Genomic DNA, 21,234 nt, shown 5'->3' on the forward strand with positions numbered 1-21,234 from the left:
GGTCACCCCGACAACCCCGCTGCCGGGAACCGCGATCTCGCAGCCTCGATCCTGGTTAGCACTCCGGAAAGGCGAGTGCTAACCAGGTCCCTTTTTAGCACTCGCCCCTGGAGAGTGCAAACGATGTGGTCACGATTTCCCCAGCCCTCTCACCAGGGTTTACCTGCGCCGATCCGACACTACGCGCGGATTTCGCCCTGGGTGGACACGCCCTCGGCCCCCGCCCCAGGTCAGCGGGCCGACCGGTGCACGGCGTTGGCTCCGACGGCGAGCGCCGCGACCGCCAGGCCGAGCGCCACGGCCCAGCCGAGAGCCACGGCCTGCCCCCACTCGCCCGCGAACAGGGCGCGCTCGGCGTCCACCACGTAGGCGATCGGGTTCAGCCGCGACAGCGCGTACAGCCACCCCGGTGCCAGGTCCATCGGCAGCAGCACCCCCGACAGCAGCATCAGCGGCATCAGCGCTCCCTGGACCACCGGCGCGAAGACGTAGGTCCGCCTGGCCGCCAGCGCCGCCAGGTACGACAGGGTGGACAGCCCGACGCCGAGGACGGCCAGGAGCGCCAGGCCCACGACGGCGTCCTGTGGCGCGACCCGGAACCCGAACGCGACCACCAGCACCAGGATGAGCAGCGTCTGCGCGACCACCATGACCACGTCCGCGAGCACCCGTCCGAGCAGCAGCGCCACCCGGCTCGCCGGCGAGGCCAGTAGCCGCTCGTGCGCGCCCGAGGCCATCTCGGGCAGGAGACCGAACCCCGCGAACCCGCCGGCGAACAGCGCGAGCATCACCAGGAGCCCCGGTACGAACCACTGCCGGGCGTCCTCCCCCGTGGGGCCGCCGAGCCCTTCCAGCAGGGGCGAGAACAGCGCCAGGTAGAGCACCGGCTGCAACATGCCGAACAGGATCAACGCGGGTCTCCGCAGCACCGGCCGTCCCTGCCGCTGGAAGACGGTCCAGGTGTCGCGCACCATCGTCCCCCTCGTCGTGGCCTCCGACGGCGGCTCCGCCCTCGTCCGTGCGGTCATCACTCTCCCTCTCTCAGGCTGCGTCCGGTCAGGGTCAGGAAGACGTCGTCCAACGTCGGTCGGCTCACGCTCACGGTGAGCGGAGTGACACCCGCCTCGTCGAGCGAGCGGAGCAGCCCCGGCAGGGCGGCGTCACCGCGCTCCACCCGGACGCGGACCTGATGGTCGCGGCCCGCCCCCTCCACGACCTCCGCCGCACCGGCCGACGGCAGCGGTTCCACGACCTTGGCCCCCAGTCGGGCGGTGTCCTCGTCCTCGGTGGTGAACGTGATCAGGTCCCCGGACACCCGGCCCTTGAGCTCGTCGGCGGTGCCGTCGGCGATGACCCGGCCGTGGTCGATGACCAGGACCCGCTCGGCCACGCCGTCCGCCTCCTCCAGGTAGTGGGTGGTCACCACGACGGTGGTGCCGAACCCCTCGCGCAGGCGGGTCACGTGCTCCCACAGGTTGGCGCGGCTGTGGGGGTCGAGCCCGGTGGACGGCTCGTCGAGGAACAGCAGTCCGGGGCGGTGGATCAGCCCCATCGCGATGTCGAGTCGGCGGCGCTGGCCTCCGGAGAGCGCGGTGACCACGCGGTCGGCCACGCCGTCGAGCTCCAGCAGGTCGAGCAGTTCACCGGTGCGGCGGCGGGCGGTGCGCCGGTCGAGTCCGTACAGCAGGCCCTGGGTGTACAGCTCGTCCCGGGCGCGCTGGTCGTCCCCGGCGCCGTGCCCCTGGCCGACGAACCCGATCCGGCGCCGCACCTCGGCGGGCTCGGCGCGCACGTCGCGCCCGGCCACCTCGGCGGTGCCCGAGGTGGGGGCGAGCAAGGTGGTGAGCATGCGCAGGGTGGTGGACTTGCCCGCCCCGTTGGGCCCGAGGAGGGCGACGAACTCGCCCTCCCCGACGTCGATGTCGACGCCCCGGACGGCCTCGACCGTCCGTTTGCCGGACCGGAAGGTCCGGGTGAGCTGCCGTGTGCGGATCATCCTCGCTCCAGTATTAAAACTTGAATTGCGGGATGAGTGTGGCGCACCCGTGACGGGGATTCAACAGGTTTTTCGGCGCCGGTCTCCGGGGCGGCGCCGCGGCGTGTCCGGAAGGTTCAGGGGGCCGACGCCCGAAGTCCGGCGGGTGAGGCGCTCAGCGCCCGACCGGTGGGAGACCGAAGGCGTCGGAGGCGTCATCGGCCATCGTGTAGCGGCCCTCCCGCAGGGCGTCGATGAGCTGGCGGGTCCACCCGGCATGGGCGTCGACCGTCGTCCGCCAGAGCCCGAACAGCTCCGCCACGTGCGGCGGACCGGCGCCTTCTCGTCCCAGTCCCGCGCGCACCTGGGCGCCGACCTCCTCCAGCCCGGCCAGGCGCCGCTCCAGCATCGCGATCGCCTCGGCCCTGGGCAACGCGGTCATCAACGTGACCCCCGCGTAGAGCAGGGCGAGGTCGTGGCCGGAGTGGCCCAACGCCGCGCGCAGCAGCCGGTGGAACTCGGCCTCGCCGTCGTCGGTCAACGCGTAGGAGGTGCGGTCGACCACGTCGTCGCCCTCGGCGACGAACTCGCGCAGCTTCCCCTCCCGGCCGAGCTTGCGCAACGCGTGGTAGATCGAACCCCACTTGACGTTCGCCCACTCACCGGCGTTCCAGGAGAGCAGTTCGCGCCCCACCCGGTACCCGTGCGCGTGCCCGTGGATCCGCACCACACCCAGGACCAACAACCGTGTCGCCGACATCGCCACCCTCGTCCAAGCTCGATGGGCCCCAGCCTACGAGGGGCGGTGGGAAGGCCGTCCGGCCCCGGAGACGTCGAACGGGGCGGCGCCGTCCTCCCGGGGGGTGAGGGGACGGGGCCGCCCCGTTCGGGACCGCCGCGGTCGCGCGGTGGCGGCTCAGCAGCCCCCGGCGACCGCCGGGATGATCGAGATCTGGGAGCCGTCGGCCACCTCGGTCTGCAGGCCCTTCTCGAACCGCACGTCCTCGTCGCCCACGTACACGTTGACGAAGCGGCGGACCTTGCCCGCGTCGTCGAGGATCCGGGCCCGGATGCCCGGGTAGTTGGCCTCCAGGTCGTCGATGACCTCGGCGAGGGTCGTGCCCTCGGCGGTCACCTCGGAGGCGTCGTCGGTGTAGGTGCGCAGGATGGTGGGCACGCGGACGCTGGCGCTCATGTCGGTGTTCTTCCTTCGTCGGGTGGGGTGCGGGGTCCGGGAACGGTCACCGGACCCCGCGAGGTCGTCGGGGTGGCCGCGGCTGCCGTTACAGCAGGCCCGCCTCGGCGAACGCGGCCAGGGAGGGGGCGATCGTGGCGGTCACGCCCGCGTCCACGGCGCCCAGGGTCTTGAGTCCGTCACCGGTGTTGAGCACGACGGTCTCGGCCTTCGGGTCGAGTCGGCCCTCGCGCACGAGCTTGCGCAGGACACCGGTGGTGACGCCGCCCGCCGTCTCGGCGAAGATGCCCTCGGTGCGGGCGAGCAGGTTGATGGAGTCGACCACCTCGGCGTCGCTCACATGCTCCACGGACCCGCCGGTGCGCTTGGCGACGTCCAGGACGTAGGGCCCGTCGGCCGGGTTGCCGATGGCCAGCGACTTGGCGATGGTGTCGGGCTTGACCGGCTGGATGACGTCGTGGCCCGCCTCCCACGCCTTCGCGACCGGAGAGCAGCCGGTCGCCTGGGCGCCGAAGATCCTGTACGGGCGGTCCTGGACCAGGCCGAGCTTGATCAGCTCCTGGAAGCCCTTGTCGATCTTGGTCAGCTGGGAACCGGAGGCGATCGGGATGACGATCTGCTCGGGCAGGCGCCAGCCGAGCTGCTCGGCGATCTCGTAGGCCAGCGTCTTGGAGCCCTCGCCGTAGTAGGGGCGCAGGTTCACGTTGACGAAGCCCCAGCCCTCGCCGGCCGGGTCTCCGATGAGCTCGGAGCAGAAGCGGTTGACGTCGTCGTAGTTGCCGTCGATGGCCACGACCTTGCCGCCGTAGACGGCCGCCATGACGACCTTGCCCTCCTCCAGGCCCGCGGGGATGAACACGCAGGACTCGAACCCGGCGCGGGCCGCGGCGGCGCCCACGGCACCGGCGAGGTTGCCGGTGGAGGAGCAGGACAGGGTGGTGAAGCCGAAGGTGCGGGCGGCCTCGACGGCGATGGCGACCACCCGGTCCTTGAAGGAGTGCGTCGGGTTGCCCGAGTCGTCCTTGACGTGGAGGGAGTCCAGGCCCAGCTCGGCGGCGAGGCGGTCGGCGCGGACCAGGGGGGTCAGGCCGGGGTTCATGTTCGGGAGTTCGGCGACGTTGGTCGGCACCGGCAGGAGGGAGCGGTAGCGCCAGATGTTGTTCGGGCCGCTCTCGATGTCGGCGCGGGTGACGGTCCCGAAGTCGTAGGCGACCTCCAGGGGGCCGAAACAGAATTCGCAGGCGAACCGGGGGGTGAGGTCGTAGCGCTCGCCGCACTCGCGACAGGACAGCGCGGTCGCGGGACCGAAGGAGCGGACGGAGGTGGGTTCTGTGGCGGTCATCGCCATAGCGAGGCGTCTCCCCTCATCTTTCCTGGTGGCCACCTTGACCCCAGGCCGGAGTTGGCACCTGCCTCAGCCGCCTCGCGAGGAGCGCGAGTATCGCATGCTGAGATGGTTGCCGGGGCTTCGCAGGGCCGGTCCCTCCACCCCTCTGGATGAGCAATATGAAATTGTGCGCCGATCCTGTCGGATCCGCATGGTCACTGTAACGGACGCGTCGACCGGCTTTCCACATGTGGTGACCTGGATTACACGAACCCGCTCGCATGGTGAGACGCCCCAGCTCCGAGGACGTCCGTGCGCACGCGCCCGGTTCCGGCGGTGTGACACGCGCCCGCATCGGCCCCCCGCGGGTTTGGAGCCCCGGCCCGCAGGCGAAGACTCCAGGGAACACCCCGCCCCGCACCACCCCCCGCTCACCGGGCGGCAGACCCTTCCGCGCCACCGAGAGGACGAGCACGTGGACAAGGCACAGATCCTCATCGCCTCCAACCGGGGACCCGTGTCCTTCTCGACCGCCGACGACGGTTCCCTGGAGTACCGCCGGGGCGGCGGCGGACTCGTGTCGGGGATGATCTCGGTGGCCTCCGAGATCGACGGGCTCTGGGTGTGCGCCGCCCTGTCGCCCTCCGACCGCCGCGCCGCCGCCGAGGCGCCCGGCGCCCGTCTGGACCGGACGCACGACCTGGACGGCATGCGCGTCCACATGCTGGACATCCCGGAGGAGACCTTCGCGGGCGCCTACACCGGGATCGCCAACTCGACCCTGTGGTTCATCCAGCACATGCTGTACGACACCCCGAACAAGCCGTCCTTCGGCTCCGGGTTCCGGCGGCGGTGGGAGGACTACACCGCCTACAACAACGCGTTCGCCGAGGCGCTGGTGGCAGGGGCCGCCGACAACGCGCGGGTGGCCGTGCAGGACTACCACCTGGCGCTGGTGCCGCGCATCCTGCGCGCCCGCCGCCCCGACCTGCGGATCGCGCACTTCTCGCACACCCCGTGGGCCCCGCCGGAGTACTTCCGGACGCTGCCCGACCAGGTCGCCCGCGAACTGCTGGAGGGCATGCTCGGCGCCGACCGCCTGGGCTTCCACAGCCCGCGCTGGGCCGACGCGTTCCTGCGGTGCTGCGCGGAGATCCTGCACGCCGACGTGGACCCGGCCAAGCGCACGGTCGAGCACGGCGGACGGGTGGTCGAGGTGGGCGTGTACGCCCTGGGCGCGGACGAGGAGGGGCTGCGCGCGAGCGCGGCGGACCCCCGCGTCGCGGAACGCCGGGAGACGCTGGGAGAGGTCGTCGGCGACACCCGGCTGATCGTGCGGGTGGACCGGACGGAGCTGTCCAAGAACATCGTGCGCGGCCTGGAGGCGTACCGGGAACTGCTGACCGCGCACCCGGAGTGGCGGGGTCGGGTCACGCACCTGGCGTTCGCCTACCCGAGCCGGGGGGACGTGCCCGAGTACCAGGAGTACACCGACGCGGTGCTGCGCGTGGCCAAGGAGATCAACGAGGAGTTCGGCACGGCCGAGTGGGCGCCGCTGGTGTTGGAGGTCAACGACGACTACCCGCGTTCGCTGGCGTCCTTCCAGATGGCCGACGTGCTGCTGGTCAACCCGGTCCGGGACGGCATGAACCTGGTCGCCAAGGAGGGGCCGGTGCTGTCGGAGCGGGACTCGGTGCTGGTGCTGTCGCGTGAGGCGGGCGCGGCGGACGAGCTGGGCCGCGACGCGCTGCTGGTCAACCCGTACGACACCGTGGAGACGGCGGAGGCCCTGCACCGGGCGCTGTCGATGGGCGCGGACGAGCGTCGGGCACGGCGCGAGCGGCTCCGGGAGGCCGCCGTGGCGCTGCCGCCGCGGCGGTGGTTCCAGGAGCAGCTGCGTTCCCTGGGCTGAGGCGCGGTGCCGGGCTCTCAGCCCGGCACCCGGGGCTCGAAGGCCCAGCCGTCCGCGGGCAGCACCTGGCCGCCGTCGACCACCAGGGTCTGACCGGTGATGAAGGAGGCGCCGGGGCCGGACAGGAACAGGCAGGCCGAGGCGATGTCGTCGACCTCGCCGATGCGGCCGAGCGGGATCGCCGAGCGCATCCGCTCCAGGTAGTCCTCCCCCAGCTCCGCCAGACCCTCGGTGCGCACGTTGCCCGGCAGCACGGCGTTGACCGTGATGCCGCGCGGCGCCAGTTCCAGGGCCGCGCTGCGCATGAACCCCAGCTGGGCGGCCTTGGTGGCGCCGTAGTGGGACCAGCCCGCGTACCCGGTCAGCGGTCCGGTGATGGACGAGGTGATCACCACCCGGCCCCGGCCCGAGGCCGCCAGCGGCTCCACCGCCGCCCGCACGGTCAGCACGGTGCCCTTGAGGTTGGTGTCGATGACCTCGTCGAGTTCGTCCTGGCTCATCGACGTCAGCGGGGACGAGGGGAAGACCCCGGCGTTGGCGCAGAGCACGTCCAGACCTCCGGTGCGCCGCACGGCCTCCGCCACGACGCGTGCGCAGTCGTCGGCCCTGGACACGTCACCGACGACCCACTCCGCCGCTCCCGGCAGTCCGCGCGCCGCCTCGCGTGCCCGCGCCTCGTCGCGACCGCAGACCACGACCCGGTCCCCCGCCTCCGCGAACCCCCGGGCGATGCCCAGGCCGATGCCCCTGGTCCCACCGGTCACCAGAACCGACCTCATCCACGCCACCTCTCACGTTCCGCACACACGGTGACCAGAGAAGCACGGATGGAACGGTCGTGGGGTGGTCTTCCGCACATTTCCGCGCGATCGGGACCCGGCCCGGCGATCAGGGCTCGACCGGCTCCGCGTGCTCGCCGCCGCCTCCGTGGTCGGCGTCGGGGCCAGGCGCACCGGTCCGGGCGAGGATCTCCTCGATCACCTCGGACTTGGCCTCCGCGTAGTCCTGGATGCGGTCCCAGCGGCGTTCGGCCAGTTCGCGTTTGTGCGCCTCGTAGCGCGCACGGGCGTCGGCGTCGGCGATCAGGCGGTCGCGGAAGGCGCGCATCCGCTCGATCTCGACGCAGCCCTCGGTGAAGACGTGCAGGTTGAGGTTGACGTCGCGGCCCTTGAGCACCCGGTGCTCGTACCAGTGGGGCTCGCGGATGACGAGGCTGTACCCGGCGGCCTCCAGGTCGGGGAGGTAGGCGGGTTCGTCCGCGGAGTCGGCGACCACGAGCAGGAGGTCGACGCAGGGCTTGGCGGCGAGCCCGGGGACAGCGGTGGAGCCGACGTGTTCGAAGAGCAGGACGCGGTCGCCGAGCGCCGCGTGGACCCGGTCGGACTCACGCCTGAACAGGTAGGGCCACTTGGGATCGTACTGGGACAGGTGCACACGCCCGCTGACGAGGTTGCGGTGCTCGGGACGGATCCCGGCCACCGACCCGCCCCGTGAGGGCAACGGTGACGCTTCGAGGGGTGACATTCTACAAAGCCTTCTCTCCTCGCCCGCCCGCGTCAAGGCGGCCGAGCGTGCTTACATATGCACGCGCGCACATGACCACACAAGGTGTGTTACCAGTCACGACAGGCGACGGCGTGGAGGTCGGCGCGGCTTCGCCCCGGTGTACGTCCGGCGTGAGGACCGGCGGGACCGCGCTCCGACGGGGTGTGGGGACCACGCTCCGGGAGGCGGGGAACGAGGGGGCGGCGCGGATCCGCGCGGTGGCCAGGGCCGGGGCACCTCCCGCGCGGCTCACCTCCCGCGCGGCTTGCGGCGCCGACCGCCCCTCCGACGCGACGGCGGCTCCTCCTCGGCCGCCCTGCCGCGTTCGGCGGCGATCCCCTCTTCCTCCTCGCGGCGCTCCTCGCGCACACCGTAGGGATCGGCGGTCGAGCGCCGCACCCACACCACGGCCAGGAGGACGCCCAGGACCAGCACCGCGCCCACGCTGACGAACCAGGCCCACAGCGGGACGCGCGGCCCCTGGTCGGCACGGTCGGCCAGGTCCTCCAGCGGAACGCCCCGGGCGCTCTCGGCGGCCTGGGCGTGGGCGGTGGGCAGGTGGAGCGTGGGCAGCCCGTCCGGGCCCTCCTGGGAGCCCTCCACGAGCGCCTGGCGGATCTGCTCGACGCTCAGTCGCGGGTACTCCGCGCGCAGCAGTGCCGCGGCCCCGGCCGCCATCGCGGCGGCGTAGGGGGTCCCGGTCACCTGGGCCTCGCCGCCCTCCGGGTCGGCGACCTCCAGGTCGGCGCCGGGGGCGGTGAGTTCGACGGTGTCCGGCGCGGGGCTGCCGGGGATCAGGACGCCGTTCTCGTCGACCCCGGCGACGGAGAGGACGTTGGGGTCGTCGCCTCCGGCCGGGCCCACGACCAGGGCGCCGGAGTCGACCGCAGCACGGGTCGCGGCGCGCAGGCCGTCGTCGGGGGCGTCCACCGCGCCGATCTCCCCGGTGCCGCCGGCCGCGGTCGTCGCGCCGACGGCCGCGGTTCCGGTCACACCGGTGGCCCCCGCTGTCCCGGTGGTCCCGGCGGCCCCGTCCACCGCTCCGTCCACCGCTCCGTCGGCCGCGACCTCGGGCAGCAGGATGACCTGGGCGCCCTCGTCGGCCGCGCGGCGGACCGCGTCCGGGAGGGCGTCGTCGGTGGGCAGGACCAGCAGCTCGGCCTCCGGGGCCACCCCGAGCACGCCGCCCTCGGCGTCGCGTCCGTGCCCGTGGCTGGCGACCAGGACCGCCAGGGCGGTGCCCTCGGCCAGATCGCCCTCGTTGGCGCCGAACTCGGTGTCGACGCGGACGTTGTCCACGAGGTCGGGGTGGTCCTCCGGGACGGGGACGCCGGGCAGCGCCACGGTGGCGCCCTGGCCTCGGGTGATCTCCCACTCCTCCTGGGCGCCGATCGACACCAGCCCCCACTGCTCGGGACGGAGGTCGGGAAGGCCGTCGGCCGCCGCCGGGGTGGCCGTGAGACCGATCACGGTGGCGACCGCGCATCCGGCGGCTCCGAAGCGACGTTTGCGTGTCCTGTTACGGTTGTTGCCCCCGAGCACGACGGGCTCCCTCGAACGTTGCGGTCGGCGTGTCACGGCCCTCCCCCGGACCACCGCAATTCTGTCACGAGCACAGGATTCCGGCGTGTACAAGTGGCCAGACGGTGAGGAAACGCAACTGTATCCCCCGTGCCAGTCCTCACGTCCGCACGCCTCATCCGGCATGTCGAGTCGCTAGCATGAGTCGCGCCGATCCGGACCATCCAATTTCCCGTCCAGGGGGTGTCCTATGCCGAATATCGGTCCAACCGAGGACGGTCAGTCGGCCCTCGCCGAACGCGAACAACGCATCCTCGCCTTCGAACGCCAGTGGTGGAAGTTCGAGGGCTCCAAGGAACAGGCGATCCGTGACGAGTTCGGGTTCTCCGCGACCCGCTACTACCAACTGCTCAACGGGCTGGTGGAGCGGCCCGAGGCACTCGCCTTCGACCCGATGACCGTCAAACGCCTGCGTCGGCTGCGTGCCGACAGACGGCGCCAACGCAACGCACGCCAACTCGGAATCCGGCTCTGATCCCGCCCCCGACCCCCGGCCACCCCGGCCCACCCTCCGCCGCGGGTGGCCCCTCCCCGGCCGAGCAGGGGACCCGGGCGGGCCGCACGGGCCACCCCCGCGGCTCCGCCCCTCCGGAAGGGGATACCCGCCCCGCGGGCGTCCGGGTAGTCTGACCGCCCGGACGGCCCCGACCGCCGCGACCCGAAAGGCACGCGCATGTCCCTGCCCCGACCGAGCACGGACGCCGGACGCGCCGCGCTCGACTCCCTCCTCGCCGAGCCCGCCGAGGCCCTGGCCGCCTTCGACTTCGACGGGACCCTCGCCCCCATCGTCGACGACCCGCGCACCTCCGCCCCCTTCCCCGGCGTCGTGGACCGCCTCGCCGACCTGGCCGGACTCGTCGGCGCCGTCGCCGTGGTCACCGGCCGCCCCGCCGCCACCGCCGTCCGCCTGGGCGGGCTCGACCGGGTGCCCGGTATCACCGTCCTCGGCCACTACGGGGCCGAGCGCTGGACCGACGGGCGCGTCCTGGCCGCCGATCCGCCGCCCGGGGTGGAGCTGGTACGGCGCGAACTCCCCGGTCTGATCGACCGCGTCGGAGCGCCGGAGGGCACGTGGATCGAGGACAAGGGCCGCTCCCTGGCCGTGCACACCCGCCGCACCGCCGACCCCGACGGGGCGCTCGCCCTGCTGACCCGACCGCTGTCGGCCCTGGCCGAGCGGGCGGAGCTGCGGGTGGAGCCGGGGCGGATGGTGATCGAGCTCCGTCCACAGGGTGTGGACAAGGGCGCGGCGCTGACCGACCTCGTCCGGTCGACGAAGGCGCGCGCGGTCCTCTACGCGGGCGACGACCTCGGCGATCTGCCCGCCTTCGACGCCGTGGCCGACCTGCGCGCCGAGGGTGTGGCCGGGCTGACCGTGTGCTCCTCCTCCGAGGAGGTCACCGCCGTGGCCGAGGCCGCGGACCTCGTCGTCGCCGGACCCGCCGGACTGAGCGACCTCGTCGCCGACCTCACGGCGTCGATCCGTGGGCCTGGGGCGTGAGTGCCGCCCGTGCCGACGCGCGCAGCTCCCCCAGCCCCGTCCGTTCCCGGCCGAAGTGCACGGCGTTGGTGAGCACGCCGACGTAGCGGCCGCTGGCGGGGTGCATGAACAGGCTGGCCCCCGTGTAGCCGTTGTGGTAGACGACCCCCTCCGGGGTGACCAGCCAGCCCAGCCCCCGCCAGAGCCGGTGACCCGCCTCCACGTGCGGTTGCCAGCTCTCGCACACGTACGACGACGGGACCGGCCCGCCACAGCCCTCACCGATCCGAAGCAGCTCGCGGGCGAAGGCGCCCAGGTCGATCGCGGTGGTGAACACCCCTGCGTGCCCCGCCACCCCGCCCATGAGCGCCGCCGCCTCGTCGTGGACCACCCCCCACGCGGGGGCGGCGCCGACCAGGCGGCGTTCGGTCGGCGCCACCGAGGGCGAGCGCGCCAGCGGTCCGAAGGCCGTGGAGCGCATCCCCAACTCGTCCCACAGGTCGCCGGCCAACCGGTCCAGTCGGACGCCGTAGCGGCGTTCCAGGAGCATCCCGAGCAGGATGAACCCGCGGTCGACGTAGCGGTGGTGGCCTCGGCCCTCCAGCGGGTCGGCCAGGATCGCCTCGGCCAGGTCCTGTTCGGTGCCGACGTAGCGTTCCAGCCAGGTCACCGGGTTGAGGCCGCTCGTGTGGGTGAGGATCTCGCGGACGGTGACGTCGGCGCCCGGAAGTCCCTCGGCGGGCAGGTATTCGGACATCGGCGCGTCGAGGTCGAGCGCCCCCTCGGCGACCGCCCGGCCCACGAGCGGCCAGGTGGCCGTGACCTTGGTCAGGCTCGCGACGTCGTAGAACACGTCCGGGGCGGTCTCGGTCTCCCCGTCCACCCTCCCGACCGCGACGAACTCCCACATCCCACCGGTCCCGACGACCGCTGTGCCGCCCGGTAGCCACCCGGCGTCCACCATCACCTTCAGGACTCCGCGGATCCGCCCCCCGGTCTCCGTGAGCCAGTCACCGTCACGCACGACACGCCTCCCCCCGTGGTGGTCACCCCTCTCGGCGGATACCCCGTCACCCACTCGTTGTCACACCCGTCCTGGTCACGCACGGTACGAAACCCCCGCGGGGCACGCCCGTAATGCCCCCTGGTCAGGCAGGAAGTAAGGTGTCGCCCATCGAGCTCGGAGGAGGACGATGAGCAGCCAGACCCCCGTACCCGCCGGATTCCGTGGCGTCGCGGGCAACATCGGGATCAAGGACCCCAAGGACGACTTCTTCGCCGTGGTGTCGGAGGTCCCCGCACACGTGTCGGCCGTGTTCACCAGGTCCCGGTTCGCCGGGTCGAGCGTGGTGCTCAGCCGTCAGGCGGCCGCGGACGGGCGCGCGCGCGGCGTCACGGTCATCGCGCGCAACGCCAACGTGGCCACCATGACGGGCGAGGCCAACGCCCGCGAGGTGCGCGAGCGCGTGGCGCGCGCGGCGGGGGTGGAGCCCGAGGAGATCCTCATCGCCTCCACCGGGGTGATCGGCAAGCCGTACCCGATGGACAAGGTCCGGGCGTACCTGGACACGCTGCCCGCCGAGTTCCCCCCGGCCGACCTGGACCGCGCGGCGTCGGCGATGATGACCACCGACACCCGCCCCAAGACGGCCTCGGCCCGGGTGGGCGCGGCCACGGTGACCGGTATCGCCAAGGGCGTCGGCATGATCGAGCCGAACATGGCGACCATGCTGGCCTGGTTCTTCACCGACGCCGACCTCGACCAGCCGGTGCTGGACGCGGTGTTCCGGCGGGTCGTGGACCGCACGTTCAACGCCCTGAGCATCGACACGGACACCTCCACCAGCGACTCGGCGGCGATCTTCGCCAACGGGCTCGCCGGTCCGGTGGACGCGGCGGAGTTCGAGGAGGCGCTGTACGGGGTGGCGCTCGAGCTGGTGCGGATGATCGCCTCCGACGGCGAGGGCGCCAGCAAACTGATCGAGGTGCGCGTGACCGGTGCGCGCGACGACGCCCAGGCCAGGCGGGTCGGCAAGGCGGTGGTGAACTCGCCGCTGGTGAAGACGGCCGTCCACGGCGCGGACCCGAACTGGGGCCGGGTGGCGATGGCGATCGGCAAGTGCGAGTCCGAGGACGACGTCGAGCCGGACCGTGTGCGGATCCTCTTCGGCGACGTGGAGATGTTCCCGACCGAGGCCACCGACGAGGTCCTGGCCCGCGCCGCCGAGCACATGAAGGGCGACGAGGTGGTGATCTCCGTGGACCTGGGGATCTCCGAGGGCGCCTTCACCGTGTACGGATGCGATCTGACCGAGGGCTACATCCGGATCAACGCCGACTACACCACCTGATCCGGGGCCGGGGGAAAAGCGATTACCCCGGGGCCCGGGCCCGGGTTGGCTGAGCCGTATGACCGAACTGCGCACCGACCGCCTCGTCCTTCGCCCGTGGCGGGAGTCCGACCTCGAACCGTGGGCGGCGATGAACGCCGACCCCGAGGTCCGGAGGCACCTGGGTGACCCGCTCACCCGCGAACAGAGCGACGCGTCCGTGGCGCGGTTCCAGGCGGACCTCGACCGGCGCGGCTGGGGGTGGTGGGCACTGGAGGTGCGGGCCACGGGCGAGTTCGCCGGTTTCACCGGTCTGGACGAGGTGGAGGACCACATGCCGTTCACGGGGGTGGAGATCGGCTGGCGGCTCGCCCGCCCGGCCTGGGGCCGGGGCTACGCGACCGAGGCCGCGCGGGCGTGCCTGGCCCACGGGTTCGGCACGCTCGCGCTCCCCGAGATCCTCGCCGTGACCACGGCCGCCAACCTCCGTTCACAAGCGGTCATGCGCCGGATCGGCATGACCCGGGACCCGGCCGACGACTTCGACGACCCCGCCGCGCCCGAGGGTCCCCTGCGGCCGAACGTGCTCTACCGCATCGCCCGGGGCTGACGGAGCCCGGGGCATGCGGACCCCGGTGACGGACCTGATCGGCACCGGCCAGGACCTGCACCGACATCCTTCGTCCCCTACCCCTCGGGGCGGACTCACACCCCTCCAGTCCGCATGCGGCCATATCTGTGACAGTCCGATCTCACCCGGTTACATTCATCGTGGACGTCCCCCGAACCGAGGAGCCCGTGATGGGAAAGCACAGCGACCCGGACAAGCCCCAGGACCAGCGCGGCGACCCCAAGGACAACGATTCCCAGTACCCCTCACCACACGGTGGCGGCGGCGAGAAGCAGGGAAAGTAGTGGACGACTTCACCGGTCGGCGGGCCGCGCTCGTCGACCAGCTCGCCCCACGGGGCGTCCTGACCGACCCGGCATGGCGTGACGCCATGCTCAGGGTGCCCCGGCACGCCTTCCTCCCGGACACCGTATGGGGCGAGGACACCGCGACCGGGGACGGCCGTCTCGTCGCTGTCGGCCGTTCCCACCCGGACTGGGTTCGGTGGGCCTACGACGACGTCTCCGTCATCACCCAGGTCGACGACGGTACCCCCGCCTTCCCTGACGGCCGTGGGGACCGGGCCACATCCTCGGCCTCCCAGCCCTCCCTCGTCGCCCGGATGCTCCACGCGCTCGGCGTGACGGACGGTGTGAGCGTGCTGGAGATCGGCACCGCCACCGGGTACAACTGCGCGCTGCTGTGCGAGCGACTCGGATCGGACACCGTCACCTCGATCGAGATCGACCCGGCCCTGGCCGAACAGGCGCGCTCGAACCTGGAGTCGGCCGGGTACAAGCCCCACCTGGTCGTGGGTGACGGTGCCGACGGTGTTCCCGACCGGGCGCCGTTCGACCGGGTACTGGCGACGGTGGCCGCCCAGGACATCCCGTCGACGTGGATCGACCAAACCCGGCCCGGCGGTGTCATCGTCACGCCGTGGGCCACCGGGTTCGCGACCACCGCGCTGGCTCGCCTGGTCGTCGATGACGATGGAACCGCGCGCGGACGCTTCGTGGGCGACGCGCCGTTCATGTGGTTGCGTGGCCAACGGGTCGCCCTCGGCGAGCTGTGGGACCACGTGGACGAGGCCGCCGACGAGGTCGAGGAGTTCCGAACCGGGCTGGATCCGATGCCGGTCTGCGACGCGGACCCGGCGGGCGGCCTGGCCCTGACCATCGGTGCACTGGTGCCGAACCTGAGCTTCACCCGTTTCCACGCCACGGACGGCAGTGGTGAGGCGTCGGTGTACTTCTACGACCGGGCCGGGTCGTGGGTGCTCATCGAGTACCGGCCAGAAGCCGATGACTACGAGGCCCACCGGTTCGGGCCCCGTGACCTGTGCGCGGAGATCGCGTACGCCTTCCGGGGGTGGCAGGACGCGGACCGCCCTGGTCGTGAACGGTTCGGACTCACGGTCACCCCGGACGGACAACACGTCTGGCTGGACACCCCGGAGAACGAGGTAGCGCGCCCGTAGCTACCCGGACTCGTTCAGGACCGTTCGGGCGCTGGTCCGCGTCAGCGGCGGCCAGTAGAGTGTTCCTGGGTTGCTTTCAGGTAAAGCAGCACGGGCCCCCAGCCAGCGCTGGGGGCCCGTTGCGTTCTCAGGGTCTAGCGAGTGACCTCGGCCAGGAACGCGTTCCACTCAGAGACCGGGAAGGTGATGTGCCCGGCCTCGGGGTGCTTGGAGTCGCGAACGGCGGCACCGCCGGGGAGGTCGGCGACCTCCACGCAGTCCTGGGTGCGGGCTCCGCTGTAACTGCTCTTGCGGAAGGTCAGATGGCTTGTCTCAGGCTGCATCGGTTTCCTATCGGGCCAGCAGTCCACTGATCAGCTCCCGGGACTCTTCGACGGGGAGCGCGGCGGCCTGTAGGCGGTCGTACACGTGCTGGTAGTAGGTGATCTCGCGCGGCTTCTCCAGGTACAGCTCTTGGGCCATGACCTCCAGGTAGACCGTCGTCGGGTCTGGTGGCTGGAAGTCCATGATGACCAGTTGCCCCGTTTCACCGTGGAGTCCTCGACTCAACGGTAGAACCTGAACCCCGATGTTCGGCTGGTGGCTCATCTCGATCAGGTATTCCAGCTGACCGGAGAGCTCTGGCGGGATGCGCAGAAGAGCGGCCTCGTCGATCACCGCCCACAGCGTAGGGCGCGGATCGGAGTTGAAGATCGACCTCCGGAACATCCTGGCCTGGAACCGACATCCTTCGCTCCCTACCCCTCGGGGCGGATTCGCACGCCCTCCAGTCCGCATGCGGCCATTCCTGTGACGCGGAGGACGCTCAGGGTTACCGTTGACGTGACGGTGTCCCCAATCCCTGGAGGTGCCCGTGGGCAAGCACGATGACCCCTCCCGCTGGGACGGGCAGAAGGACAAACCACCACCTCCGCCCACCCCCAACGACGGTGGGAGCGGCGGCGGAAAGCACGAGCGAGACGACAAGTGACCGACGCCCAGACCCTCCGGTCCCGCCTCGCGGAGGGCATGCCTCCCGCGTGGCGGGACTCCTTTCTGAAGGTGCCCCGCCACCTGTTCATCCCCGACACCGTCTGGGTCAGGGGCACCGACGACCGTCCCTACCCCCTCCGGCGTGAGGACGACCCCGCCCGGTGGCTGGAGGTCTGCTACTCCGACGCCCCGGTCGCGGTCCAACTCGACGACGGGGACGGCACCGGATCCGGGTACGTGTCGTCGACGGCCTCCATGCCCACGGTCGTCGCCCGGATGCTCGACGCGGCGGACCTCTCCCCCGGTCTGCGCACACTGGAGATCGGGACGGGGACCGGCTACAACGCCGCACTGTTGGCCTCCGTGACCGGGATCGAGAACGTCACCACGATCGAGATCGACGCCGTGCTGGCCGAGCGGGCCGCCACCGCCTTGGAGCGTGCTGGTTGGCCGGTGGAGGTCGTCAACGGCGACGGTGAGAAGGGGTGTCCGAAGAACGCGCCGTTCGATCGGATCATGGCGACGGCGGCCGTGCGGACCATCCCCTACACGTGGGTCGAACAGACACGCGCGGACGGAATCGTTCTCACTCCGTTCGGCACGGCCTTCCACAGTGGCGCCCTGCTCCGTTTGCGGGTCAGCTCCGATGGGAGCACGGCCCAGGGGAACTTTGGAGGGGACGCGGCGTTCATGTGGACCCGTGCCCAACGCGCCCCGCACGGAGCCGTCGAGGACCGAGTCCTGCCTGACCACGATTTCGATGAGCTGACCACCGGCCTGCACCCCCACGAATCGGTCGGTGACTTCGACGGCAGCTTCGCCATCGGCCTGCGTGTGCCCGCGATGACCTCTGTCGTGGTGTTCGACGATGACGATCCCGCGTGCGGTTCGTACACGGTGTATCTGATGGACCCCTACGCCGGGTCATGGGCGTCGTGGCGGATCGAACCCGGGCCGATGACGTACGTGGTACGCCAGCACGGGCCGCGGCGGTTGTTCGACGAACTGGAGACCGCCTACTCGTGGTGGAAGGAAGTCGGGAGTCCCGCGCACACGCGGTTCGGGCTCACGGTCGCCCCGGGCGGACAACACGTCTGGCTGGACACCCCGGAGAACGAGGTGGCGCGCCCGTAGCTGTCCAAACTCGTCCGGGGATCGTTCTGGCGCTGGCCGGTGAGGGCGGTGCGCTGTAGGCTCGTCGCGGGAGTTAGATGAGGCCCCCGGCGCCGACAACGCGTCGGGGGCCTCCCCCGTTCACAGGCCGTGGCGCTTGACGGAGTCCAGAAGCGCCGCCCACTCGCCCCCGGGAACGACGAAGTAGCCGAGGTCTGGGTTCTGCGAGTCGCGAACAGCCGTGTCACCACCGGGGATGTCAGCCACCTCCACGCAGTTCTGCGGGGTGCTGTAGCTGCTCTTGCGGAAGGAGAGGTCCGCGGGAATGGGAGTCAAACGCATCGGATTCACTTCTTTCTAGGGTGTGAGAGCACGCAACAGCTCCGCCGACTCGTGGGCGCTCAGGGCGATGGACTGGGCCTGCTCGAAGAGTCGCCGGTACCGGTCGACCTCCTCGTCTCGTTCCAGGTAGAGGCCGTCGGTGTCCGTCTCCAGGAACACGAACGGAGCCACGTCGGGATCGTCGTACTCCAGGATCACGAACGGTCCGACGAGGCCCGACCGGAATGACGCACTCGTGGGCATCACCTGGAGGGTGACTCCATTGGAGAGGTCGCGCGACACCGCGAGCAGGTGTTCGATCTGCTCACGCATCATCTTTGGTTCCGCCTGCATGCGGCGGATGGCGTTCTCGTCGATGATCATCCAGAGCTCGGGAGCGTCCGGCCTGGAGAGGATTTCCTGTCGATGACGACGTGCGGCCACCGCACGGTCGATGTCGGCGTCGACGCGGGGCACGGACGCGGACTGCATGTGAAGGCGAGCGTAGCTGTCGGTCTGCACCAGACCCGGAATGACGATCGGCTCATAGGTGGAGATCCGCGCAGCTTCCTCCTCCAGCGCCGCGTACTCGCCGGTGAGGACGTCCCCAAAGCCTGACCAGCGATTCTTCTGTCTCGACTGACGTACAAGAGTCAGGATCGCCTCGTCCTCGGGGCTGTCCGCTGGCACGCCGTAGACGCGTAGAAGCGCGCTGACATCCGTCACCGAGGGGCGCGCGGTTCTACCCGTCTCGAAGTTGGAGACCTTCGCGGTCGACCATTCAACCTGTTCGGCCACCTGCTCCAGGGTTTTGCCCTGTTCGCGGCGGAGGCGACGAAGCACGCCCGAGAGCTGCCTCCTACTGATGGTGGGTCCCGCAGTACGACCTGATACTTGCCCTCCTCGCCAGACGCGCTGAATCCTATCTCCGCATGTCATCAGCCGTCTCAACGTTCACTTTTCGGACGTAAATGATCTCTCGTCGATTTTTAGACATGGACTTGAGTATCTAAAATTTACGTTACATGATGGAGGTGTTCTAACTCCCGCCGGACCTCCCATCCGGCATCCATCGAGGAGTCGCGTATGCGATACCTGCGAAACCTGATCCTGAGGCTGTGGCCCCCGCCCTGCGGACGCCACGCCCGCTCGAACCTCCGGCCCGCCGCACACGACGACAGCCACCCGATCCCCCGGCCCCGTCCCCCGGTTCTCCAAGAGGAGTCGATCGTTCCGCCCCCGGTCCGGGCTCCGCGTTCGGCGGCCCCGGCCCCCGTGGACGACCCCCCGTTGGCGCGCCCGTACCTCCTGGCCGTCGAACGCCACCACGCCGAACAGCCCGCTCGGGGCCGTGACCTCCTCGCCCCCGACGCCGATGCGCGCCCGGAGCCGCCCGTGGACCTGGAGGACCTGGCCATCGCCGTTCGCAGCTGGCGAGAGCTCGCGGGGGTGGGCGCGTGAACCCGCGCAACCGCCGACCCCGACGTCTCACGCGCGTGCGCCCCTACGCGGCCCGGCCGAAGTCCGCACGAATCACCCCGCTGCTGGTGATCGAGAACGTCGTCCCCCCGCTCCTCCGATGGGCGGTGAGCCCCCGATGACGCGTGTCTGCGACATCCGCGAACTGCCCAGCATGTCCGCACTCCGGACCTGGGCGGCCGAACACGGCACGACGGTGCGCCACCAGGGATGGGACCTGTACGGCCGCCCGGTCTACACCGCCACCCGTGGCCACGTGACCAGGGTGGCGCGCGGCCGCGAACGCGCCCCCGGCACCCGTCCCCTGGTGTGGCGGTCCCCGCTGGAGGACATCGGCCAGGAGGACCCGACGGGCCCGGACCCGGCCATGGACCGCGTCCTCGACGACCTGATCGCGGGCCGCTGGGTGCTCACCTTCACCGAGGACACCAGGGGAAGGCGCACCTACGTCGCCCACCGTCCGACCGGCTGGAACGGCCGCGGAAACCCCCACGAGCGCCTGACCGCGCCGACACACCGCGCATTGCTCGCCGCGATCGCCCGACGCAACCGGAGGGACATCACGTGACCACCGACAACCGCCCCTGGGGCGACGGCTTCGAGACAGCCGACCCCGGCCCGCCCAGGTGGGAGGAGCCTCCGCCCCCGGCCCCGGTCACGGCCACGGAAGCGGTCGGTCTCGCCCTGGTGTGCCCGCCGCGCGGCGCCGACGATCCGATCGGTCGCGTCCAGGCCGTTCTGCGCACCGCCGGGAACGGCGATCGACCACTCCGCTGACACACCACCGACCCCCGCGCCCTGGCGTCATGACCTGAGAGGGAGGGCTCGTCCGACGTCGGGGCGCGGGCTTTTACCTGAGGAGATCACGTGTCCGACCTCATCCCGTCCCGCCCCGACCCGCCGGAACGCCAGCGGCCCGCACCCGCGGCCGAGTACTTTGAGCACATGCTCGCCGACCGTCCGCCACTCCGTATCGGCTCCCGCACCTCGCCCATGGCCATGGCCCAGGCCCGCCTCGTCCAGGACCTCGTCGCCAAGATCGCGGGCGACCTCCCCACGGCGATCGTCGGCATCGAGACCAGCGGCGACAAGTGGATGGGCGACCTCGCCGAACTGGGCGGAAAGGGCGCCTTCCTCAAGGAGATCGACCGGCACCTCATGATGGGCGGCATCGACATCGCGGTCCACGCCATGAAGGACGTCCCGGGCGATGTCCCGATGCCCGAGGGAACCGCCTTCGCCGCCTACCTGCCCCGCGAGGACGTCTCGGACGTGTTGGTGGTCCGCGAGGGGTCCCCGTACACCGGTCTGGAGGCCATGCCGCCGGGCAGCCGGATCGGCACGTCGGCGGTCCGCCGCAAGGCCCAACTCCTCAAACACCGCCCGGACCTGCACGTCGACCGGCTGCGCGGCAACGTCAACGGTCGGATCGCCCGGTTGGACGCCGAACGGCGGTTCGAGGCGATCATCCTCAACGCGAGCGGGCTGCGCCGCGTCCACATGGAACACCGGATCACCCAGGTCATTCCGCCCGAGATCAGGTGCCCTCCGGTCGGCTCCGGCGTGATCGGAGTCCAGTGCCGCACCGCCGACACCCACATCGCCGAACTCCTGCGGCTGCTCGACGACCCCGACACCCGCACCTGGGTCACCACCGAGCGCACGATGCTGTCCGCTCTCCAGGGGCACTGCAACTCACCGATCGCCGGGCACGCCCACACCACGGCGGACGGTCAGCTCTCCCTGCTCGGGATGGTGTTCACCCGCGAGGGCGGCCGGTTCGCCTACGCCCATGAGTGGGACACGCCTGACCGCCCGGAGGAGCTGGGCGCGTTCGTCGCCGCCACTCTTCTGCGGAAGGGAGCGCGCGGCATCATCGACGGAATCCCGCACTGAGCGGTGGCCCGTTCCGGG

General features: G+C 71.3%; 24 protein-coding genes and 1 riboswitch. Of the genes, 11 read left to right on the top strand and 13 right to left on the bottom strand.

What is annotated here, in order from left to right; genetic code table 11:
* Window positions 1–230: 230 nt before the first annotated feature.
* The 5 genes from DVR05_RS13540 to thrC all read right to left on the bottom strand — a co-directional run bounded on the left by DVR05_RS13540 (window position 231) and on the right by thrC (window position 4,518).
* Window positions 231–1,028 (bottom strand): ABC transporter permease, encoded by a 798-nt coding sequence (locus tag DVR05_RS13540; protein ID WP_116246209.1) that lies wholly within the window; start codon window positions 1,026–1,028, stop codon window positions 231–233.
* Window positions 1,028–1,996: an ATP-binding cassette domain-containing protein gene (locus DVR05_RS13545; RefSeq protein ID WP_116246210.1), complete on the bottom strand. Its 969-nt coding sequence runs from the start codon at window positions 1,994–1,996 to the stop codon at window positions 1,028–1,030. The genes DVR05_RS13540 and DVR05_RS13545 overlap by 1 nt, the downstream gene beginning before the upstream one ends.
* Window positions 1,997–2,150: 154 nt before the next feature.
* Entirely contained in the window at window positions 2,151–2,735 is a 585-nt protein-coding gene (locus DVR05_RS13550; protein ID WP_116246211.1) for a PadR family transcriptional regulator, read from the bottom strand.
* A 156-nt stretch (window positions 2,736–2,891) separates the two neighbouring features.
* Window positions 2,892–3,170 (bottom strand): ubiquitin-like small modifier protein 1, encoded by a 279-nt coding sequence (locus tag DVR05_RS13555; RefSeq protein WP_116246212.1) that lies wholly within the window; start codon window positions 3,168–3,170, stop codon window positions 2,892–2,894.
* An 88-nt stretch (window positions 3,171–3,258) separates the two neighbouring features.
* The gene (gene thrC / locus DVR05_RS13560; RefSeq protein WP_116246213.1) at window positions 3,259–4,518 is read right to left on the bottom strand and encodes a threonine synthase; all 1,260 of its coding nucleotides are present in this window, start codon (window positions 4,516–4,518) and stop codon (window positions 3,259–3,261) included.
* A gap of 13 nt (window positions 4,519–4,531) precedes the next feature.
* A riboswitch (SAM riboswitch) is annotated at window positions 4,532–4,674 on the bottom strand.
* A gap of 298 nt (window positions 4,675–4,972) precedes the next feature.
* Between thrC and DVR05_RS13565 the strand changes: the two genes are divergently transcribed.
* Window positions 4,973–6,409, top strand: coding sequence for a trehalose-6-phosphate synthase (locus tag DVR05_RS13565; RefSeq protein ID WP_116246214.1), 1,437 nt, complete (start codon window positions 4,973–4,975; stop codon window positions 6,407–6,409).
* Between the two features lie 17 nt (window positions 6,410–6,426).
* On the opposite strand, the gene fabG is transcribed toward DVR05_RS13565, so the two are convergent.
* The 3 genes from fabG to DVR05_RS13580 form a co-directional block, all read right to left on the bottom strand.
* A complete protein-coding gene (gene fabG / locus DVR05_RS13570) occupies window positions 6,427–7,188 on the bottom strand; it encodes a 3-oxoacyl-ACP reductase FabG (protein ID WP_116246215.1) in 762 nt (253 codons plus the stop codon).
* Between the two features lie 109 nt (window positions 7,189–7,297).
* Complete coding sequence (locus DVR05_RS13575) at window positions 7,298–7,933, bottom strand: GrpB family protein (RefSeq protein ID WP_232832113.1); 636 nt, start codon at window positions 7,931–7,933, stop codon at window positions 7,298–7,300.
* A 270-nt stretch (window positions 7,934–8,203) separates the two neighbouring features.
* Window positions 8,204–9,496, bottom strand: coding sequence for a S8 family serine peptidase (locus DVR05_RS13580; RefSeq protein ID WP_232832114.1), 1,293 nt, complete (start codon window positions 9,494–9,496; stop codon window positions 8,204–8,206).
* A 229-nt stretch (window positions 9,497–9,725) separates the two neighbouring features.
* On the opposite strand from DVR05_RS13580, the gene DVR05_RS13585 reads away from it, so the two are divergent.
* Entirely contained in the window at window positions 9,726–10,010 is a 285-nt protein-coding gene (locus DVR05_RS13585) for a DUF3263 domain-containing protein (RefSeq protein ID WP_017599306.1), read from the top strand.
* A 198-nt stretch (window positions 10,011–10,208) separates the two neighbouring features.
* Window positions 10,209–11,036, top strand: a complete 828-nt coding sequence (gene otsB / locus DVR05_RS13590; RefSeq protein WP_116246218.1) for a trehalose-phosphatase — start codon at window positions 10,209–10,211, stop codon at window positions 11,034–11,036.
* Here the strand turns inward: otsB and DVR05_RS13595 are convergent.
* Window positions 11,005–12,039, bottom strand: coding sequence for a serine hydrolase (locus DVR05_RS13595; protein ID WP_116246219.1), 1,035 nt, complete (start codon window positions 12,037–12,039; stop codon window positions 11,005–11,007). The genes otsB and DVR05_RS13595 overlap by 32 nt on opposite strands.
* A gap of 169 nt (window positions 12,040–12,208) precedes the next feature.
* Between DVR05_RS13595 and argJ the strand changes: the two genes are divergently transcribed.
* The 3 genes from argJ (at window position 12,209) to DVR05_RS13610 (ending at window position 15,435) form a co-directional block, all read left to right on the top strand.
* On the top strand, window positions 12,209–13,366 hold the full coding sequence (argJ, locus tag DVR05_RS13600; protein ID WP_116246220.1) for a bifunctional glutamate N-acetyltransferase/amino-acid acetyltransferase ArgJ: 1,158 nt from the start codon (window positions 12,209–12,211) through the stop codon (window positions 13,364–13,366).
* 58 nt (window positions 13,367–13,424) lie between these two features.
* The gene (locus DVR05_RS13605; protein WP_116246221.1) at window positions 13,425–13,955 is read left to right on the top strand and encodes a GNAT family N-acetyltransferase; all 531 of its coding nucleotides are present in this window, start codon (window positions 13,425–13,427) and stop codon (window positions 13,953–13,955) included.
* Between the two features lie 304 nt (window positions 13,956–14,259).
* The gene (locus DVR05_RS13610; protein ID WP_232832115.1) at window positions 14,260–15,435 is read left to right on the top strand and encodes a methyltransferase domain-containing protein; all 1,176 of its coding nucleotides are present in this window, start codon (window positions 14,260–14,262) and stop codon (window positions 15,433–15,435) included.
* Window positions 15,436–15,569: 134 nt separating this feature from the next.
* Here DVR05_RS13610 and DVR05_RS13615 read toward each other — a convergent pair whose 3' ends face one another.
* The gene (locus DVR05_RS13615; RefSeq protein WP_116246222.1) at window positions 15,570–15,758 is read right to left on the bottom strand and encodes a DUF397 domain-containing protein; all 189 of its coding nucleotides are present in this window, start codon (window positions 15,756–15,758) and stop codon (window positions 15,570–15,572) included.
* Window positions 15,759–15,765: 7 nt separating this feature from the next.
* Window positions 15,766–16,212: a DUF5753 domain-containing protein gene (locus tag DVR05_RS13620; RefSeq protein ID WP_255423084.1), complete on the bottom strand. Its 447-nt coding sequence runs from the start codon at window positions 16,210–16,212 to the stop codon at window positions 15,766–15,768.
* Window positions 16,213–16,401: 189 nt separating this feature from the next.
* On the opposite strand from DVR05_RS13620, the gene DVR05_RS13625 reads away from it, so the two are divergent.
* On the top strand, window positions 16,402–17,541 hold the full coding sequence (locus tag DVR05_RS13625; protein WP_116246223.1) for a methyltransferase domain-containing protein: 1,140 nt from the start codon (window positions 16,402–16,404) through the stop codon (window positions 17,539–17,541).
* A 120-nt stretch (window positions 17,542–17,661) separates the two neighbouring features.
* Here DVR05_RS13625 and DVR05_RS13630 read toward each other — a convergent pair whose 3' ends face one another.
* On the bottom strand, window positions 17,662–17,862 hold the full coding sequence (locus DVR05_RS13630) for a DUF397 domain-containing protein (RefSeq protein WP_116246224.1): 201 nt from the start codon (window positions 17,860–17,862) through the stop codon (window positions 17,662–17,664).
* A 15-nt stretch (window positions 17,863–17,877) separates the two neighbouring features.
* Complete coding sequence (locus DVR05_RS13635) at window positions 17,878–18,684, bottom strand: helix-turn-helix transcriptional regulator (protein WP_232832117.1); 807 nt, start codon at window positions 18,682–18,684, stop codon at window positions 17,878–17,880.
* A gap of 243 nt (window positions 18,685–18,927) precedes the next feature.
* On the opposite strand from DVR05_RS13635, the gene DVR05_RS13640 reads away from it, so the two are divergent.
* From DVR05_RS13640 to hemC, 4 genes are all read left to right on the top strand, one after another.
* Complete coding sequence (locus tag DVR05_RS13640) at window positions 18,928–19,302, top strand: hypothetical protein (RefSeq protein ID WP_116246226.1); 375 nt, start codon at window positions 18,928–18,930, stop codon at window positions 19,300–19,302.
* A 136-nt stretch (window positions 19,303–19,438) separates the two neighbouring features.
* A complete protein-coding gene (locus DVR05_RS27390; RefSeq protein ID WP_232832118.1) occupies window positions 19,439–19,888 on the top strand; it encodes a hypothetical protein in 450 nt (149 codons plus the stop codon).
* Window positions 19,885–20,097, top strand: a complete 213-nt coding sequence (locus DVR05_RS13655) for a hypothetical protein (RefSeq protein WP_116246227.1) — start codon at window positions 19,885–19,887, stop codon at window positions 20,095–20,097. The genes DVR05_RS27390 and DVR05_RS13655 overlap by 4 nt, the downstream gene beginning before the upstream one ends.
* Before the next feature lie 90 nt (window positions 20,098–20,187).
* Window positions 20,188–21,216 carry a hydroxymethylbilane synthase gene (gene hemC / locus DVR05_RS13660; RefSeq protein WP_198659163.1) on the top strand — a complete coding sequence of 343 codons (1,029 nt, stop codon included), beginning with the start codon at window positions 20,188–20,190 and terminating at the stop codon, window positions 21,214–21,216.
* The last annotated feature ends 18 nt before the right edge of the window (window positions 21,217–21,234 follow it).

The organism is Nocardiopsis sp. FIRDI 009 (assembly GCF_003386285.1).
Lineage (GTDB): Bacteria > Actinomycetota > Actinomycetes > Streptosporangiales > Streptosporangiaceae > Nocardiopsis.